This window comes from Pseudomonas sp. Snoq117.2 (assembly GCF_900110545.1).
GTDB classification, from domain to species: domain Bacteria; phylum Pseudomonadota; class Gammaproteobacteria; order Pseudomonadales; family Pseudomonadaceae; genus Chryseomonas; species Chryseomonas benzopyrenica.
Window position 1 is genome coordinate 108689 of the sequence record NZ_FOED01000003.1, and the last position, 15884, is coordinate 124572.

At 65.1% G+C, this 15884-nt stretch carries 14 protein-coding genes; 7 read left to right on the top strand and 7 right to left on the bottom strand.

The annotated features are described in order from the left end of the window. The first annotated feature begins 9 nt into the window (after positions 1-9). Positions 10-1674 (top strand): hypothetical protein, encoded by a 1665-nt coding sequence (locus tag BMZ43_RS09925; RefSeq protein ID WP_093253013.1) that lies wholly within the window; start codon positions 10-12, stop codon positions 1672-1674. A 1-nt stretch (position 1675) separates the two neighbouring features. Further along, positions 1676-2509 carry a hypothetical protein gene (locus BMZ43_RS09930; protein WP_026083629.1) on the top strand — a complete coding sequence of 278 codons (834 nt, stop codon included), beginning with the start codon at positions 1676-1678 and terminating at the stop codon, positions 2507-2509. Between the two features lie 138 nt (positions 2510-2647). Here the strand turns inward: BMZ43_RS09930 and BMZ43_RS26045 are convergent, their stop codons facing one another. The 4 genes from BMZ43_RS26045 to BMZ43_RS09950 form a co-directional block, all read right to left on the bottom strand. Then, positions 2648-2941, bottom strand: coding sequence for a hypothetical protein (locus tag BMZ43_RS26045; RefSeq protein ID WP_143075249.1), 294 nt, complete (start codon positions 2939-2941; stop codon positions 2648-2650). 61 nt (positions 2942-3002) lie between these two features. Next, positions 3003-3215, bottom strand: coding sequence for a DUF6434 domain-containing protein (locus BMZ43_RS09940; protein WP_017639190.1), 213 nt, complete (start codon positions 3213-3215; stop codon positions 3003-3005). Positions 3216-3278: 63 nt separating this feature from the next. Then, positions 3279-4085 (bottom strand): amino acid ABC transporter permease, encoded by an 807-nt coding sequence (locus BMZ43_RS09945; RefSeq protein ID WP_093253017.1) that lies wholly within the window; start codon positions 4083-4085, stop codon positions 3279-3281. Beyond that, positions 4082-4903 carry a transporter substrate-binding domain-containing protein gene (locus BMZ43_RS09950; protein ID WP_017639192.1) on the bottom strand — a complete coding sequence of 274 codons (822 nt, stop codon included), beginning with the start codon at positions 4901-4903 and terminating at the stop codon, positions 4082-4084. Before BMZ43_RS09950 ends, BMZ43_RS09945 begins: the two co-directional genes overlap by 4 nt. Positions 4904-5003: 100 nt before the next feature. On the opposite strand from BMZ43_RS09950, the gene BMZ43_RS09955 reads away from it, so the two are divergent. The 4 genes from BMZ43_RS09955 to BMZ43_RS09970 all read left to right on the top strand — a co-directional run bounded on the left by BMZ43_RS09955 (position 5004) and on the right by BMZ43_RS09970 (position 10400). After that, positions 5004-5906 (top strand): homocysteine S-methyltransferase family protein, encoded by a 903-nt coding sequence (locus BMZ43_RS09955; RefSeq protein WP_064307054.1) that lies wholly within the window; start codon positions 5004-5006, stop codon positions 5904-5906. A 455-nt stretch (positions 5907-6361) separates the two neighbouring features. After that, a complete protein-coding gene (locus BMZ43_RS09960) occupies positions 6362-7696 on the top strand; it encodes a CitMHS family transporter (protein WP_007160081.1) in 1335 nt (444 codons plus the stop codon). A 116-nt stretch (positions 7697-7812) separates the two neighbouring features. Further along, positions 7813-8565 (top strand): TerC family protein, encoded by a 753-nt coding sequence (locus BMZ43_RS09965; RefSeq protein WP_017639194.1) that lies wholly within the window; start codon positions 7813-7815, stop codon positions 8563-8565. A gap of 164 nt (positions 8566-8729) precedes the next feature. Then, positions 8730-10400 (top strand): Na/Pi cotransporter family protein, encoded by a 1671-nt coding sequence (locus tag BMZ43_RS09970; RefSeq protein WP_093253020.1) that lies wholly within the window; start codon positions 8730-8732, stop codon positions 10398-10400. A gap of 199 nt (positions 10401-10599) precedes the next feature. Here BMZ43_RS09970 and ampC read toward each other — a convergent pair whose 3' ends face one another. Next, a complete protein-coding gene (ampC, locus tag BMZ43_RS09975) occupies positions 10600-11748 on the bottom strand; it encodes a class C beta-lactamase (RefSeq protein ID WP_093253024.1) in 1149 nt (382 codons plus the stop codon). 169 nt (positions 11749-11917) lie between these two features. On the opposite strand from ampC, the gene BMZ43_RS09980 reads away from it, so the two are divergent. After that, positions 11918-12820, top strand: coding sequence for a D-hexose-6-phosphate mutarotase (locus BMZ43_RS09980; protein WP_064307051.1), 903 nt, complete (start codon positions 11918-11920; stop codon positions 12818-12820). Between the two features lie 380 nt (positions 12821-13200). On the opposite strand, the gene BMZ43_RS09985 is transcribed toward BMZ43_RS09980, so the two are convergent. Further along, a complete protein-coding gene (locus BMZ43_RS09985; protein ID WP_017639198.1) occupies positions 13201-14184 on the bottom strand; it encodes an asparaginase in 984 nt (327 codons plus the stop codon). A gap of 161 nt (positions 14185-14345) precedes the next feature. Next, the gene (locus tag BMZ43_RS09990; protein WP_068384473.1) at positions 14346-15800 is read right to left on the bottom strand and encodes an alanine/glycine:cation symporter family protein; all 1455 of its coding nucleotides are present in this window, start codon (positions 15798-15800) and stop codon (positions 14346-14348) included. Between the last annotated feature and the right edge of the window lie 84 nt (positions 15801-15884).

Below are 15884 nucleotides of genomic sequence, written 5' to 3' on the forward strand. Positions count from 1 at the left end.
GGACGAAACATGGAACTTTTCGAGACGTTGACAACAGCGCTGGCGGCTTATCGCTACGCGATATGGCCGCTGATCAGCCTGCTGGTATTGGTCGTGGTAATCATCCGCTGGTGGGATGAGGTTAAGTACTTCTTTCTCAATCTGGGCGTCAGTTTTCCGGTCGTGGGCTTCATCGCCAAGGCGTCCAAACGCGATCTCATGCAGGATCGTGAAGAAGGCGGGACGGCCTGGTACAAGGCCGAGCGTGAACTATGCGCGAAATACCATCGCTATTATGAGCGCGTGAACAAGGACGCAACCTTCTACGACAAATGCGCAAACTATCTGAACAAGGTGGAAGAGCGCGGCCGCAAACCTACGGGATTGCCCCTGTGGATCGGCAGTATCTTTCTGGTGATCCTTGAGGCGTTCATCTTCGCCCTGGTACTGGCGCCTTTCATTGCCAACAATATTTCCGCCAATCAGGCGGAATTCTCGGCCATCGTCATCTCCCTGCTGATCGGTACCATTCTGGTTCCTGCTACCCACCTCATGGGTGCCGAGATTCACCGCAACGGCCTTATCCGCAAAGCCCGCGAATGGCATCGGCAGGCTCGGCGCAACAACAACGCCAAGGATCTTCAGGCCGATGCCAACGTCGATCTGGACCGTACCGGCCTCGATGATAAAGAGCCCAAGTACCTGCATATCATCAATCGAGTAAAGCACAACGCCACGGTCTCCCCGACCTGGTGGACCACTATCATTGCTACGGCGCTTATTCTAACTCTGGCCATTGGTGCCTATTTTATCCGAGCGTCCACCATCAACGAGCTGGAAACCCAGCAGGTAAACGGTTCGCCCTATGCGTCGGGTAGCAGTTCGGCGCTCATCCCAGACGCTTCGCCTTTCCAGTTGCCCAGCGAAGCCACTGCCGATGGTCAGGCGGCTGACCAGCGTGCGGCCAGTGAAGTGGCTGGCGATCGGATCTTCGCCTACAAACTCACCTTCTTCATCCTGTCGGTCATTTTCATCGGCGTACAGATCATCGGCATCCTGATCGGCGTTTTCCGTTCGTTCGCCGGCACCCAGTCACGGGAAGCAGCGGGCTATATCTCCGGCTTCAGCAGTGCCAGCGAATTCGCGGCCTATCAGCAGAGTCAGCGTGATCGAGTCGCCCGAGATGCCGAGGCCAAGCTCAGCAGTCTGCAAGAGCGGATCGAGCATCGTCATTCTCTAGGCGGTAGTGCCGACCGTGGTCTGCGTCGGAGCTTTGCGCTCTATGCCAACGAGAAAGAGCGGCAGAACAGCGAAAGTCAGCGGCAGAAAAAAGCGCATCAGGCTGCCAGCGAGCTGGAAGCGATGCGTGAGGCGCTTGATACCGCCAAGCAAAAACAGGCGTTGCAGCGTGAATTGGCTGCGCTCAACAACGTGGCTGCTGTTGCTGAAACCTCAGCTCCTGAGCGTTCGTCGAGCGCGACCGTTGAAGCACCAGCACCAGCACCAGCATCTGTATCGGCACCGGCACCTGCCCTAGAGCAGAACGCCTTGATCGCCAACCTGGGCGACCTCACGGTCTATTCGCCCGAAGAACTGACCGCCATCGGCGAAGAACTGGGTGTCGACAGCGCCGCACTGCTGAGCAAGCAGAAAGTTCAGATGGCGATAAAGCGTGCCAAGAAAGAGGGTGCCTGAAATGCGCCTGACCACAACCTTGGCAATTGTGGGCCTATTGTTGGCGCCTGCGACAATGGCGGCTGAACGTAACGACTTGCCGAGCTGTTACCGCTATGCGCAATTGGCCAGCGAACAGCCAGCCCCGTCGGGGCGAGCGTTGACGGTGGTCATCGATGAAACGGTCAATATGCCCCAGGCGCTCAAAAGCAGTGCCTGGGAGCACACCCTGAGATACCTACAGCCAGGCGACAGCATCAAGCTCTATCAATTTTCGGCTTTGTTGCAGAACAACTACATGAAGTTGCAGTTTGCCGGCATCCTGGAAAAACCGTTGGTTGGGAAGGTGCGTAACCATATCGGCAACGCCAGCCTCAAGAAGCTCGATACCTGTCTGCAACAGCAGGCCGCTTTTTTCCAGAAGACGTTCGGCAAGCAATTCGTCGAGAGTTTCGGCAAGCCTAACGAGGAGATATCGCGCAGTGAAATCTTCGCCAGCCTCAAGAAGATTGGCGAAGACCTAGGCCAGGAGCCTAGCGAGGATCAGATCATTCTGCTGGTATCAGACATGCTGGAGAACAGCGACTTCGGCAGCTTCTATCAAGCCAACCGCATTCGTGGAATCGACCCTGCAGCCGAGCTGGCCAAGGTAGAGAAGAAGGAGCTGTTCGCCCAACTGGACGGCGCCCGGGTGTATGTCATGGGTGCGGGCTTGATCGGTGACGATGCCAAGGGTGCCTATCGTTCTGGCAAGGTACTGCAGAGTCTCGAACGTTTCTGGCAGGGCTATTTCGAACGTTCCAATGCCAGGCTCGTCAGCTTCGGTACGCCGGAGCTGACGACCGATCTCAAGTAGTGGCTGGATCCTGCTGCCATAATTGCGATTTCAAAGGATCACTCCGCCTGTACCGGGTGCGATCCTTTGAGGAGCAGCTTTTCCTACGCTGACGTCATCCAGCACGATCGGCATTCATCCCGGTTGGCGCCCAGTCAATCAGCTCGCACCAGGATCCTGTCTCGCTGTCTGTTGCATAGCGGCTTTTGCCTGAGGGCCATAGGTGGCTATGGCGTCCTCGACCTGTCTTTGATCGTCGAAATCCAGATCGTTACGAAGTCTGCGGTATTCGCGACGCCTGGCCTTCAATTGATCGATACAGGCCTGATCCGGCTCTGATTTCGCCTCTTCTGCCTGGATCAACCGCGAACAGTTGGCCATCAGCGATTCAAGACAAAAACGCGCCGTTTCAAAACGGGACAGCTTTTGAGTAGTGGTTTCCGTTTCAGTCATGTGGCCTCCGCTTCCGCTTATAAACAGCGAGGATCAGCGAGTGACTAGAGACAGCAAGACGCTATCGACCGCGTTGCCGACGGTGCCATTCATCCACCACATCGCCCAGGGTCTTGGGTACTCCCCTGCGGATCCACGCCATGAGGTCGCGATCGAAGCGGAAGGCCTCGCCACAGGCCGCGAGCATGAAGCGGCGAACGTTCTGCGTGTGCCTGTAGTGCCGATCAATAACGGCGGCACGAGTCAGCTCGGCACCATGCCAATCCACTTTCATCCTGGCTACTCCGGTGGTGAGGCGTCGATCGGACGTCAGTGCTTCGCAGCCTAGCCACAGGCCCTAACGCCCCCGATACGCCTTCCCATAGTGCCGCTCCAAGCGCGACTGCATGAATTCCATGGCCAGGGACATCAGCCAGTAGAGCACCGCCGCGGTGGTCAGCATTTCCAGATAGCGATAGCTGGAGCGGCCATAGGACTGGGCGAGGAACATCACCTCCCAGACACCCATCACCGAAACCAGGGAGGAGTCCTTGAGCATGGAGATGAACTGGCTGGTGGTGGGCGGGATGATGCTGCGCATGGCCTGGGGCAGGGTGACGCGCCAGAAGATCACCCGCGGCGACAGGCCCAGGGCCAGGGCCGCCTCGCGCTGACCGGCGGGGACGCCAAGCAGGCCGGCGCGAAAGATCTCGCTGAGGTAGGCGCCGTAGTTCAGCGACAGGGCGAGGATGCCGGCGCTGATGGCGCCGGGCACCACGCCGATCTGCGGCAGGCCCAGGTAGATCAGCAGGATCTGGATCAGCAGCGGGGTGCCACGAAAGAAGGAGGCGTAGAAGGTCGCCACGCCATAGGCCAGGGCGCTGGACGACAGCCGCCCCAGGGCCGCGGCGAAGCCCAGCAGCACCGACACCAGGATGGAGCTGAGGCTGAGGAACAGCGTCAGGGCCGCGCCCTGCAGGAAGCCGTTGGGCCCCAGGCGCCAGCCCACCAGGTTGGGCAGGCGCGGCCAGACGCTGGCGAACTTGAGGTCGAAGCCGAGCACGAAGCACACACCCCCGGCCAGCAGCGCCAGCCAGGTCAGCCAGACGCGGGTACGAAAGCTCAACAGGGGACGCGATTTGACCGGGGGTGGTAGCTGACTCATTGGCTGATGTCGGCACCGATCCACTTGTCGGAGATCCGCTTGAGGGTGCCATCCTGGCGCAGCCCCTCGATGATCTCGCGCAGCTTGGCGGCGAATTCCGCATCACCCTTCTCGATGGCCACGGCGTTGGGCTCGGCATAGAGCGGCGCGCCCGCCAGCTTGAACTTGCTGTCCTGGGCCAGGCGCGGCTGGGCGGTCACCAGGTTGGTCAGCACCGCGTCCAGGCGTTTGCCGGCGCCCAGGCCCAGGTCCTGGAAGGCGACGTTGTCGTCGGGGAAGGGCACCACCTGCACCTGGTCGAAGGGATAGCTCAGCGGCTTGTCCTCCTGGCCTTCGATGGTCAGGTCCTTGTTCAGGTAGCCTTCGTAGGAGGAGGCGCTGGTAACGCCGACCTTCTTGCCGGAGAGGTCCTTGGCACCGTGGATGCGGTCGTCACCGGCGTTGACCACGATCACCGCTGGCGAGGCGTAGTAGTTGACCGGGAAATCGAACACCTGGGCGCGCGCCTGGCTGGGCGTCATGGAGCAGATGCAGACGTCGTAGCGACCGCTCCAGCGACCGGCGGCGATCACGTCCCAGGAAGGGGTTTCCAGGCGCAGCTTGACGCCGAGCTTGTCGGCCACGGCCTTGGCCACGTCGACGTCGAAGCCTTCCAGCTGATTCTGGGCATTGAGCTGGGAGAAGGGTGGATAGCTCTCCATGAGCACATTGACCAGCTCGCCCTTGGCCTTGATGCGGTCCAGGGTGGCGCCGGCCGAGGCCGAGGTGGCAGCCAGCGCCAGGGTCAGGCCGAGGGCCGATAGCAGAGCGGTTCTCATGGGGGCGTCCTTTGCAAAGGGAAAGAGGGCCTGGTATTAGAGAGATATGAGAACCGATATTGAACTCTGTTTTGGTTATAAGGAAAAGTGAAATAGCTATATGGCCAACATGAATCTTGTTCTGCTCGACGGTGGCATGGGCCGCGAGCTGCAGCGCCGTGGCGCGCCCTTTCGCCAGCCGGAGTGGTCGGCCCTGGCCCTGAGCGAGGCGCCGGAGCAGGTGGAGGCGGTGCATCGGGCCTATATCGAGGCGGGTGCCCAGGTGATCACCAGCAACAGCTATGCGGTGGTGCCCTTCCATATTGGCGAGGAGCGCTTCGCCACCGAAGGCGAGAGCCTGGCCGCGCGCGCCGGCCAACTGGCGCGGCAGGCCGTGGCAGCCAGCGGTCAGCCGGTGCGGGTGGCGGGCTCCCTGCCGCCGCTGTTCGGTTCCTATCGCCCCGATCTGTTCGAGCCGGCGCGGGTGGACGAGCTGCTGCAGCCGCTGATCCGCGGCCTGGCGCCCCATGTCGATCTCTGGCTGGCGGAGACCCAGAGCGCCCTGGCCGAGGTGCGCGCCATCGCCGCCGGCCTGCCCGACGACGGCAAGCCGCTGTGGCTGTCCTTTACCCTGAAGGACGAAGACGTCGACGAGATCCCACGGCTGAGATCCGGCGAGCCGGTGGCCGAGGCCGCGCAGCTGGCGGTGGAGCTGGGCGCCGGGGCACTGCTGTTCAACTGCAGCCAGCCCGAGGTGATGGCCGCGGCGCTGGATACCGCACGGACGACCTTTGCCGCGGCGGGAGTCGAGATTCCCTTTGGCGCCTATGCCAACGCCTTCCCGCCCCAGCCGGAAGAGGCCACCGCCAACGACGGCCTCGACCCCTTGCGTCCGGACCTGGATCCGCCCGGCTACCTGAGCTTCGCCCAGGACTGGCAGGCGCGTGGCGCGAGCCTGATCGGCGGCTGCTGCGGCATCGGCCCGGAGCACATCGCCGTGCTCAACACGCGACTGCGCGGCTGACGCCCGCATTCAGTCAGTGAAAAAGCGGACCGTGCCCCGAGCGCGGTCCGCTTTTTTCTTGCCGCCAGGTGTCATTCAGATCGGCGCCTGGGCCCTCTCGGCGCGCAGGCGGTCCACCAGGATCCAGAGCCCGCTCGATTGCTGCATCGAGCAGCTGAGCGTTTTGTACTGGCAGCGGGGCGGCTAACCCCTTCCTTCATGTCCGCTTCGTGACATCCGGCAACATCCATTCGCCACCACGCAAGGCTGGCGAAAGGTTGACCTCTTAGGATCCGCTCAAGACCCGCCCCCGTGAGCGGGCGACGTGCCTACAAAAATAACCAGGATTCTTGCCATGTCGTATCTGTCCTTCCAGGCGTCCCCGCGCGCCCGCCTCCCCTGGATTTTCGCCCTCACCGCGCCCTTGCGCCGCGGCTGAACCCTCCTTCTCTTCGCGAAAATTCAGAGGTATTCCCATGCTGACTTTCCTCGGCTTCGCCATGGTCATGACCTTCATGTACCTGATCATGACCAAGCGCCTGTCTCCGCTGATCGCCCTGACCATGGTGCCGATCGCCTTCGCCGTGCTGGCCTGGGCGCTGTCCAGCGAATTCGCCAGCCTCGGCCACGTCAAGCTCGACGCCCTCGGCCCGATGATGCTCGACGGCATCCGCAAGCTGGCGCCCACCGGCGTGATGCTGCTGTTCGCGATCCTCTACTTCGCCGTGATGATCGATACCGGCCTGTTCGATCCGGCGGTGCGCTGGATCCTCAAGCTGGTCAAGGGCGATCCGCTCAAGGTGGCCATGGGCACCGTCTTCCTGACCCTGGTGGTCTCCCTGGACGGTGACGGCTCGACCACCTACATGATCTGCGTGGCGGCCATGTTCCCGCTGTACCGGCGCCTGGGCATGAATCCGCTGATCATGACCTGCCTGATGCTGCTCTCCAGCGGGGTGATGAACCTGACCCCCTGGGGCGGTCCGACCGCCCGCGCCGCCAGTGCCCTGCACGTGGATCCGGCCGACGTCTTCGTGCCCATGATCGCGCCCATGCTGCTGGCCATCGCCTGGCTGTTCTTCCTGGCCTACCTCTATGGTCGCAGCGAGCGCGCCCGTCTGGGCATCCTGCAGATCGGCGAGACCGAAGGCGCCGACGTCACCGTCTCCCAGTGCGCCGAGGCCCGGCGCCCGCACCTGCGCTGGTTCAACGGCCTCTTGACCCTGGCGCTGATGGCCGCGCTGATCGTCGGCGTGCTGCCGATGCCAGTGCTGTTCATGATCGCCTTCGGCATCGCCATGACCGTCAACTACCGTTGCCTGAACATGCAGAAGCAGCGCATCGCCGCCCATGCCGAGAACGTCCTGGCAGTGGTTTCGCTGATCTTCGCCGCGGGCATCTTCACCGGCATCCTTTCGGGTACCGGCATGGTCGACGCCATGTCCAAGGGCCTGCTGGCGGTGATTCCGGACGCCCTGGGCCCGTACATGGCGGTGATTACCGCCCTGGTCAGCCTGCCGTTCACCTTCTTCATCTCCAACGACGCCTTCTACTTCGGCGTGCTGCCGGTGCTGGCCGAGGCCGCTGCGGCCTATGGCATCAGTCCGGTGGAGATCGCCCGGGCCTCCATCGTCGGTCAGCCCGTGCACCTGCTCAGCCCCCTGGTGCCTTCGACCTACCTGCTGGTGGGCCTGGCCAAGGTGGAGTTCGGTGACCATCAGCGCTTCACCCTGAAATGGGCCACCGTGACCTGCATGTTCCTGCTGGTCGGCGCTTTGTTACTGGGTGTGTTTCCGCTGTACAGCCGCTAGAGTTTTACCAAATGTACGACTAGCCTTGCCGGCTGTTCGAAAACGGCGCGTCGTCCGACGCGCCTTTTCCATTGGAGCGCGCGCCCGAGCGCGTCTCAGCTAAAAGAGGATTTGCAATGGACTGGCTGACCAACCCGGAAATCTGGGTCGCCTTCTTTACCCTGACGGCCCTGGAAATCGTTCTGGGCATCGACAACATCATCATGATCTCCATCCTGGTCAGCCGCATGCCCAAGCACATGCAGGCGCGGACCCGCTTCTTCGGCCTGGCCCTGGCCATGGTCACCCGCATCCTGCTGCTGCTGTCCATCACCTGGGTGATGCGTCTCACCGCCGATCTGTTCTTTGTCTTCGGCCAGGGCATCTCCGGGCGTGACCTCATCCTCTTCTTCGGCGGTCTGTTCCTCCTGTGGAAGAGCAGCGCCGAGATCTACCACGGCCTGGAAGGCGAGGAAGAGCAGGACGAGGACGCCCCCCAGAAGAAGGGCAGCGGCTTCATCGGCACCATCATCCAGATCGCCATCATCGACATCGTCTTCTCCCTGGACTCGGTGATCACCGCGGTCGGCATGGTCAGCCATGTGCCGGTGATGGTGGCGGCGATCATCGTCGCGGTGCTGGTGATGATGCTGGCGGCCGGGGCCATCAGCAATTTCATCGACAAGCACCCGAGCCTGAAGATGCTGGCGCTGTCCTTCCTGATCGTGGTGGGTACCGTGCTCATCGCCGAAGCCTTCGAAGTCCACGTGCCCAAGGGCTACGTCTACTTCGCCATGGCCTTCTCGCTGGCGGTGGAAGCCATCAACATCCGCCTGCGCGGCAAGGCCAAGGCCCGCGACGCGGTCAAGCTGCGCAAAGAGCAGATCTAAGCGCCGCGGCGGAACCCACCCGGGTCTCCGCCGCCTAATCCAGCAAGTCCCCACGAGCCCGAAGGTGCCCTGCCTTCGGGCTCGTGCGTCTGTGCAGAACGGTCATTACGATTTTGTGACAAGCTCGCCAGGAGCTCTTGGACACGCGCCGGGAGGGCGCCACGATGCTGACACTGCTCAATCTGCTATCCGCCGTTGCCCTGCTGGTGTGGGGCACCCATATCGTGCGCACCGGTATCCTGCGGGTATACGGCGCCAGCCTGCGGCGGGTGCTCAGCCGCAGCATGCAGCGCATGCCGCTGGCCTTTCTCTCGGGCATCGCCGTCACCGCCCTGGTGCAGAGCAGCAACGCCACGGCGCTGCTGGTGACCTCCTTCGTCGCCCAAGGCCTGGTGCCACTCACCCCGGCGCTGGCCATCATGCTCGGCGCCGACGTGGGCACCGCGCTGATGGCGCGGGTGCTGACCTTCGACCTGTCCTGGCTATCGCCGCTGCTGATCTTTCTTGGGGTGGTGTTCTTTCTCGGTCGCAAGCAGACCCGCGCCGGCCAGCTTGGCCGGGTCGCCATCGGCCTGGGCCTGATCATCCTGGCGCTGCAGCTGATCGTCGAGGCGGCCTCGCCCATGACCCACGCCGCCGGGGTCAAGGTGCTGTTCTCTTCGCTGACCGGTGATCAACTACTGGATGCCCTGACCGGCGCGGTCTTCGCCATGGTCTCCTACTCCAGCCTGGCAGCGGTGCTGCTCACCGCCACCCTGGCCGGCTCCGGGGTCATCTCGCTCAAGGTGGCGCTGTGCCTGGTGGTGGGCGCCAACCTGGGCAGCGGCGTACTGGCGCTGATGGGCGCCGCCAAGCAGGGCGTCGAGGCGCGGCGGGTGGCGGTGGGCAGCCTGCTGTTCAAGCTCGCCGGCTGCATCCTGGTGCTGCCCTGGATCGGCCTGCTGGCCGACTGGCTGCAGGGCTACGACTTCAACGACGCCGAGGTGGTGATCGGTTTCCACGTCGCCTACAACCTGGTGCGCTGCCTGCTGTTCCTGCCGCTGACCGGGCCCCTGGCGCGCTTCTGCACCGCCATGCTGCCGGCCAAGGACAGTGCCGAGACCATCCTGCGACCGCGCCACCTGGACACCGCGGCCCTGGATACCCCGGCCCTGGCGCTGACCAACGCCTCGCGCGAGCTCCTGCGCATGGGCGATGTCATCGAGCAGATGCTGCAGCACCTGCTGGTGCTGATCAATGCCGGCGACAAGCAGCTGGCCCGTGAGGTGCGCCGTCTCGACGACGACGTCGACGCTCTCTACACGGCGATCAAGCTGTACCTGGCGCGCATGCCGCGCGACGACCTGGACGAGCGCGACAGCCGGCGCTGGGCCGAGACCATCGAACTGGCGATCAACCTGGAGCAGGCCGGCGATCTGATCGAGCGCATGGCCAGCGACGTCGACAGCAAGAAGATCGCTGCCCGGCGGTCCTTCTCGGCCTCCGGGGTGGACGAGCTCTCCGCGCTCCACCGGCTGCTGGTCGACAGCCTCAAGCTGTGCCTGTCGGTCTATCTGTCCGGCGACCTGGACGCAGCGCGCCGCCTGCGTCGGCTCAAGCAGCGCTTCCGCCTGCTGGAGCGGCGCTATGCCCATGCCCACGTCGAGCGGCTGCATCAGCAGGTGGTGGAGAGCTTCGAGACCAGCTCCCTGCACCTGGGGCTGCTCAGCGACATGCGCCGGGTCAATTCGCTGTTCTGCAGCATCGCCCATGGCGTGCTGGAAGCGGCCGACGCTGGCTACGCCACCGAGCACGAGGTGCCGGCGGAGGGGCGGGAGGAGTCGGGCGGGGCCTGAGGTTGGACTTCGCGCATGAGGCTGCGCCGTCATCCACCTAACCTACGCCCTCGCTTTGGTCCGTAGGTTGGGTTGAGACAGCTCCATCGTCGAAGCCCAACAATGCCTGCGTCCCAAGACGACGTTGGGCTTCGCTGCGCTCAACCCAACCTACGGCGACCGGTAGAGCGGAGTGCCATGGCCGCGGCAACACGTTCGCTTACTGCACCCCGCCATCGAGCTGCTGCAAGATCCGCCAGGCCGTCTCGATCCGCGCGGAATTCGGGTAGTTGCGGTTGGCCAGGATCACCAGGCCGATCCGGCGCTCCGGGATGAGCAGCGCATAGGCACCGAAGCCGTTGGTGGAGCCGGTCTTGTTCAGCAACCGGGCGCCCGTTGCCGGCAATGGCGGGTGCTGCCAGTCCACCGGCTGCGGCTCCAGGGCCATCGCCGGGGTGTTGCCGGCCAGCAGCCGGGCCTTGGGTAGCGGATAGGCGTAGGCCTCCCAGCCCAGGCCCTGGGTCATAGCACCGCTGCGGTAGTAGCCCCGCTGGGTGGCGTCGATCGCCTTGGCCAGGGGTGCCGGCAGCCGGTCAGGAGTCAGGTTGGCCTCGACGAAACCCAGCAGATCCCCGGCAGTGGTCTTGATGCCATAGGCCTCTTCGGCATAGGCGCCCGGATTGACCCGCAGCGGCTGGTCGTTCTTGCCATGGCCCCAGGCGTAGTGGGCCTGCGCCGCTGCCGGCACCTGCAGATAGGTATGGCTGAGCCCCAGGGGCGTCAGTACGTGGCGTTGCAAGGCCGTGGCGAAGGGCTCGTCGAGGCGCTGGGCCGCCAGGGCGCCGAACAGGCCGATGCTGGGATTGGAGTAGAGGCGGCGGCTGCCGGCGGGGAAGGGCGGCTGGAAGGCGCGGTAGAAGGCCGTCGTCTGGTCGTCTGTGGTGACGCTGTCGGGAAATTGCAGCGGCAGGCCGCCGGCGCTGTAGGTGGCCAGCTGCAGCAGGCTGGCCTGGCCGATGGCGCTGCCGGCCAGGGCCGGGCGAACCTGCGCAACCGTTTCGTCCAGCCGCAGCCGGCCCGTCGCCGCCGCGTAGCCACCCAGGGTGGCGGTGTAGGTTTTGCTCAGGGAGCCGATCTCGAACAGGGTGGCGGCGTCCACCGCCTGGCCGCTACGGCGATCGGCGGTGCCGAAGTAGTAGAGCCGGCGCAGGCCCGGGGCCGTGACACCCACGGCCAGGCCCGGAATGTCCTGCTCGGCCATCACCGCGCGGGCGGCGGTGCGGACCTCGTCGTCGAGAGAGGTCGCCGCGTTGGCCAGGAGCGGCAGGGTCAGGCCGAGCAGAACGGAAAGGCGCGGGAAAGCCGACATGGCGGAGCGGTTCCTGGGGACGAGGCCAGGAGTCTAGCCGAGCGCCGCCGCGCGGGTATGAGACGCGGGCGACGTTGGAAGCTTTTGCCGCTGGCGCTGTCCATGGCTGGCTGGAGCCCGGTCCTCGACTGGACTACAGTCGCCTCTCACCTTTTCCAGGAGTCATCCCATGTCCGCTGCCCCCCTCGTCGAACAGATCCAACTGGGTCAATTGCCCGTCTGGCGCATCCGCGTCGGCCAGGCCGAAGCCCTGGTGGCCTGCCAGGGCGCCCATGTGCTGCGCTACGGCTTCGACGGCGAACCGGACATCGTCTGGGGCAATCCAGAAGCCGTGTTCGAGCCCGGCACCCCGATCCGTGGCGGCATCCCGGTCTGCTGGCCCTGGTTCGGCGACCTGCTGAAGAATCCGGCCGAAGTCCAGGCGATGTGCACCACCACCGCGGACGCCCCGGCTCACGGCCTGGCGCGCCAGGTCGCCTGGCAGGCGGGTGGCGTCGAGGTGGATACCGACCGGGTGCGCCTGGATTTCCACCACCGCACCTCCGCCGAGACCACCCCGGGCTGGCCCCATGCCACCGAGCTGACCCTGAGCCTGAGTGTGGGCGAACGCCTGGAGCTGACCCTAAGCGTGCGCAATCTGGAAGATCACCCGCTGGTGCTGAGTCAGGCGCTGCACACCTATTTCGCCGTGAGCGACGTGCGCGAAGTGGGCATCGAAGGCCTGGCCAACGCCGACTACTACGACTGCCTGGACGGCTGGACCCGCAAGCGGCAGAACGGCGAGCCGACCATCACCGCCGAGACCGACCGGGTCTATGTCGGGCTGCCGGCGCGTCTGGCGATCCGCGATACTCAGTGGCAGCGCCGACTGTTCGTCGAGACCCGCAACAGCCATTCGGCGGTGCTGTGGAATCCCTGGATCGACAAGGCCGCGCGCCTGAGCCAGTTCGCCGACGACGCCTGGACCGGCATGCTGTGCATCGAGACCGCCCGGGTAATGGACGACGTCCTGACCGTGGCGCCGGGCGCCTCGGCCGAGATGGCGGTGAGCCTGTGGCGCGAGGCGCTGTAGGGGCTACTTTGGCGTCAGGGCTTGCCCTCACCCCGGCCCTCTCCCAAAGGGAGAGGGGGCGCTCAAGGGGAGCTTGGTGCGTTGTGTCAGGCGTCAAGCGGGCCCTTCCCCCGGCCTTCTCCCGGGGGGAGAGGGGGCGCGCAGGGGAGTTTGGTGCGAAGGGCTTGGGGCTGTCAGGCGTCAAGCGGACTCTCACCCTGGCCCTCTCCCAGAGGGAGAGGGGAGGCTCCGATAGGCTTTGGCGTGTTGGATATTGGAGCGTGCGCAGGACTCACTCCTGGTTTGGCAGGGTCACTGCCTTGCTGCGGCGTCTACCCAAACGCCCCCTCTCCCCCTGGGAGAGGGCCGGGGTGAGGGAGCAGCCGGCACCTAGCCGAAGATCACAACTCCTCGCACAGATTACGTCCGATCCACTCGGCCACCGCCGCGCGATCCAGCCCGCAGCCGAGCAGGCTGTGCAGCTTGCCCAGGGCGGCTTCGCGGGTCATGCCGCGACCGGAGATCACCCCGGCGTCGGCCAGGCCGCTGCCGGCGACGTAGGTGCCCAGTTCCACCGTGCCGCGAGCACCCTGACTGAGGGCGACCACCGGTACCCCGGCATCGCGCAGTTCGGCCAGCGCCGCGAGGAAGTCGGCGTCGTCGGCGGGGCCCGTACCGCTGCCATAGCACTCCAGTACCAGCCCCTGCACGCCGCTGCCCGCCAGACCGCGCAAGGTGGCGCCATCGACGCCCGGAAACAGCGGCAGCACCGCTACCCGTACCGCCTGGCGCGGCTGGTCGAAGCGCAGGGCCGCAGGTGCGGCGACCAGGGCGTCACCACTGCGCGGCCGGGCACTTGCCACGAAGGCCTTCCAGCCGCTGCTGGCCTGCTTGGTGCAGCGCGCCGCCGGCAGGCGCTCGCCATGGAATTGCACCTGGACGCTCGGCGCCAGGCCACTGGCAAAGGCGGCGAAGCTGTCGGCCAGGTTGCCGTCGGCATCGCTGTCCGGCACGCCGGCCGGCAGCATGGAGCCGGTCAGCAGCACCGGAATGGCCAGGCCCAGCAGCCGGAAGGCCAGGGCGGCGGCGCTGTAGGCCAGGGTATCGGTGCCGTGCAGCACTAGCACGCCGCGACAGGCCGGGTCCGCGGCGGCGGTGATGATGGCCTGGGCCATGCGCTCCCAGGCGGCGGGGGTCATGTTGGCGCTGTCGATCAGCGGCAGCAGCTCCTGCAGCCGCCAGGCCGGATTGCCCAGTTCCGGGCGGCTGGCCAGCAGGGCCTCGATGCGCGCCTCGAAACCGGCGGCCGGGGCCAGGCCGGCGGCGGTCGCCTGCATGCCGATGGTGCCGCCGGTGTAGAGGATGTGCAGGTAGGGAGAATTCATGGGGGACTTCCTGATAAGACTGCCCCCACGCGAGGTGGGGGCAGACAAGCGAATCATGGTTCGGGGCCGTTGGGCTTCGGCGCTGGAGCCGCCTCAACCCAACCTACGTCACCCGTAGGTTGGGTTGAGCGTAGCGAAGCCCAAGGTGACCGCTGCGGCGGTCAGTGCGCCTGGCGCGGCTGCGCGGCGCGGGCCTCGGCGACGGTGTCTTCCAGACGATCCAGCGACGGCCAGGCCTGGCGATCCAGGTCCAGGTCGCGGAACTGGTCGGCATCGAACACCGGCTGATCGACACCGGCGCGGCGCTGGGCGTCGTAGTCGTTGAGGATGCGCATGCCGACCTTGATCAGCATCGCCAGGGCGATCAGGTTGACGAAGGCCAGGCAGGTCATGGTGATGTCGGCGAAGGCGAACACCGTGGTCAGATTCTGCATGGAGCCCCAGCAGATCAGCACCAGCACCAGGCCGCGATAGCCCAGCAGCACGGCCTTGCCGCGGCCGAGCAGGTAGCGCAGGCCGTTCTCGCCCAGGTAGATGTTGTAGAGGATGCAGGTGAAGACGAACAGCGACAGGGCGACGCTGATGAAGATGCGGCCCCAATCACCGACCACCGCGGCCAGGGAGTTCTGGGTCAGCACGATGCCGTCGCCGTCGAAGCCCGGGGCGTAGAAGCCGGAGAGCAGGATCAGCAGCGCGGTGCAGGTGCAGATGACGAAGGTGTCGAGGAAGACGCTGAAGGCCTGCACCACGCCCTGGGCGGCCGGGTGCTTGACCGCGGCCACGGCGGCGACGTTGGGCGCGGCGCCCAGGCCGGCTTCGTTGGCGAAGACGCCACGCTTGACGCCCATGGTGATGGCGGCGCCCAGCAGACCGGCGAAGGCCGGCTCCAGGCCGAAGGCGCTCTTGACGATGGTCAGCAGGGTGCCGGGCACCAGGTCGATCTGGGTGACGATCACATAGAGGGTGACGGCGATGTAGGCCAGGGTCTTGACCGGCACCAGGACGTCGGAGACCGCGGCGATGCGCTTGATGCCACCGATGAACACCAGGCCCAGCAGGATGGCCAGGGCGATCCCGGTGTACTGCACCGGCAGGCCGAAGGCGTTTTCCAGCGAGTGGGTCACGGTGAAGGACTGCAGGCCGACGAAGGCGAAGCCGTAGGTCACCAGCAGCAGGCCCGAGAAGATCAGCGCCATCCAGCGTTTGTTGAGGCCGTGCTGGATGTAGTACGCCGGACCGCCGATGTAGAGGCCGTCGCCATCGGCGCGCTTGTAGACCTGCGCCAGGGTGCACTCGAAGAAGCTGCTGGCCATGCCGACCAGGGCGGTCACCCACATCCAGAACACCGCACCGGGGCCACCCAGGGTCACGGCCAGGCCCACACCGGCGATGTTGCCGGCACCCACGCGGCCGGCCAGGCTGAGCATCAGCGCCTGGAAGGAACTCAGGCCGTCGCCGCTGTTGCGCAGGGAATCCTTGAACACCGTGAACATGTGCGGGAAGTGGCGCACCTGCACGAATCGCGAGCGCAGGGTGAAATAGCTGCCCAGGCCGACGATCAGCACGATGAGCACGTGGCCGGACAGGAAGTCGTTGAGCATTTCTAGGTAGTGCATGAAGAATCCTCGAGCATGCTAGTGATGCTCCAAGGCCGGCTCGCAAGCCTTGGGGCTATTATTGTGGAATATCCCGCTCCCGAC

Bases quoted from the DNA above. Each gene is read 5' to 3' on its own strand.
- BMZ43_RS09925 (WP_093253013.1), top strand. From the start codon at position 10: ATGGAACTTTTCGAGACGTTGACAACAGCGCTGGCGGCTTATCGCTAC.
- BMZ43_RS09930 (WP_026083629.1), top strand. From the start codon at position 1,676: ATGCGCCTGACCACAACCTTGGCAATTGTGGGCCTATTGTTGGCGCCT.
- BMZ43_RS26045 (WP_143075249.1), bottom strand. From the start codon at position 2,941: ATGACTGAAACGGAAACCACTACTCAAAAGCTGTCCCGTTTTGAAACG.
- BMZ43_RS09940 (WP_017639190.1), bottom strand. From the start codon at position 3,215: ATGAAAGTGGATTGGCATGGTGCCGAGCTGACTCGTGCCGCCGTTATT.
- BMZ43_RS09945 (WP_093253017.1), bottom strand. From the start codon at position 4,085: ATGAGTCAGCTACCACCCCCGGTCAAATCGCGTCCCCTGTTGAGCTTT.
- BMZ43_RS09950 (WP_017639192.1), bottom strand. From the start codon at position 4,903: ATGAGAACCGCTCTGCTATCGGCCCTCGGCCTGACCCTGGCGCTGGCT.
- BMZ43_RS09955 (WP_064307054.1), top strand. From the start codon at position 5,004: ATGGCCAACATGAATCTTGTTCTGCTCGACGGTGGCATGGGCCGCGAG.
- BMZ43_RS09960 (WP_007160081.1), top strand. From the start codon at position 6,362: ATGCTGACTTTCCTCGGCTTCGCCATGGTCATGACCTTCATGTACCTG.
- BMZ43_RS09965 (WP_017639194.1), top strand. From the start codon at position 7,813: ATGGACTGGCTGACCAACCCGGAAATCTGGGTCGCCTTCTTTACCCTG.
- BMZ43_RS09970 (WP_093253020.1), top strand. From the start codon at position 8,730: ATGCTGACACTGCTCAATCTGCTATCCGCCGTTGCCCTGCTGGTGTGG.
- ampC (WP_093253024.1), bottom strand. From the start codon at position 11,748: ATGTCGGCTTTCCCGCGCCTTTCCGTTCTGCTCGGCCTGACCCTGCCG.
- BMZ43_RS09980 (WP_064307051.1), top strand. From the start codon at position 11,918: ATGTCCGCTGCCCCCCTCGTCGAACAGATCCAACTGGGTCAATTGCCC.
- BMZ43_RS09985 (WP_017639198.1), bottom strand. From the start codon at position 14,184: ATGAATTCTCCCTACCTGCACATCCTCTACACCGGCGGCACCATCGGC.
- BMZ43_RS09990 (WP_068384473.1), bottom strand. From the start codon at position 15,800: ATGCACTACCTAGAAATGCTCAACGACTTCCTGTCCGGCCACGTGCTC.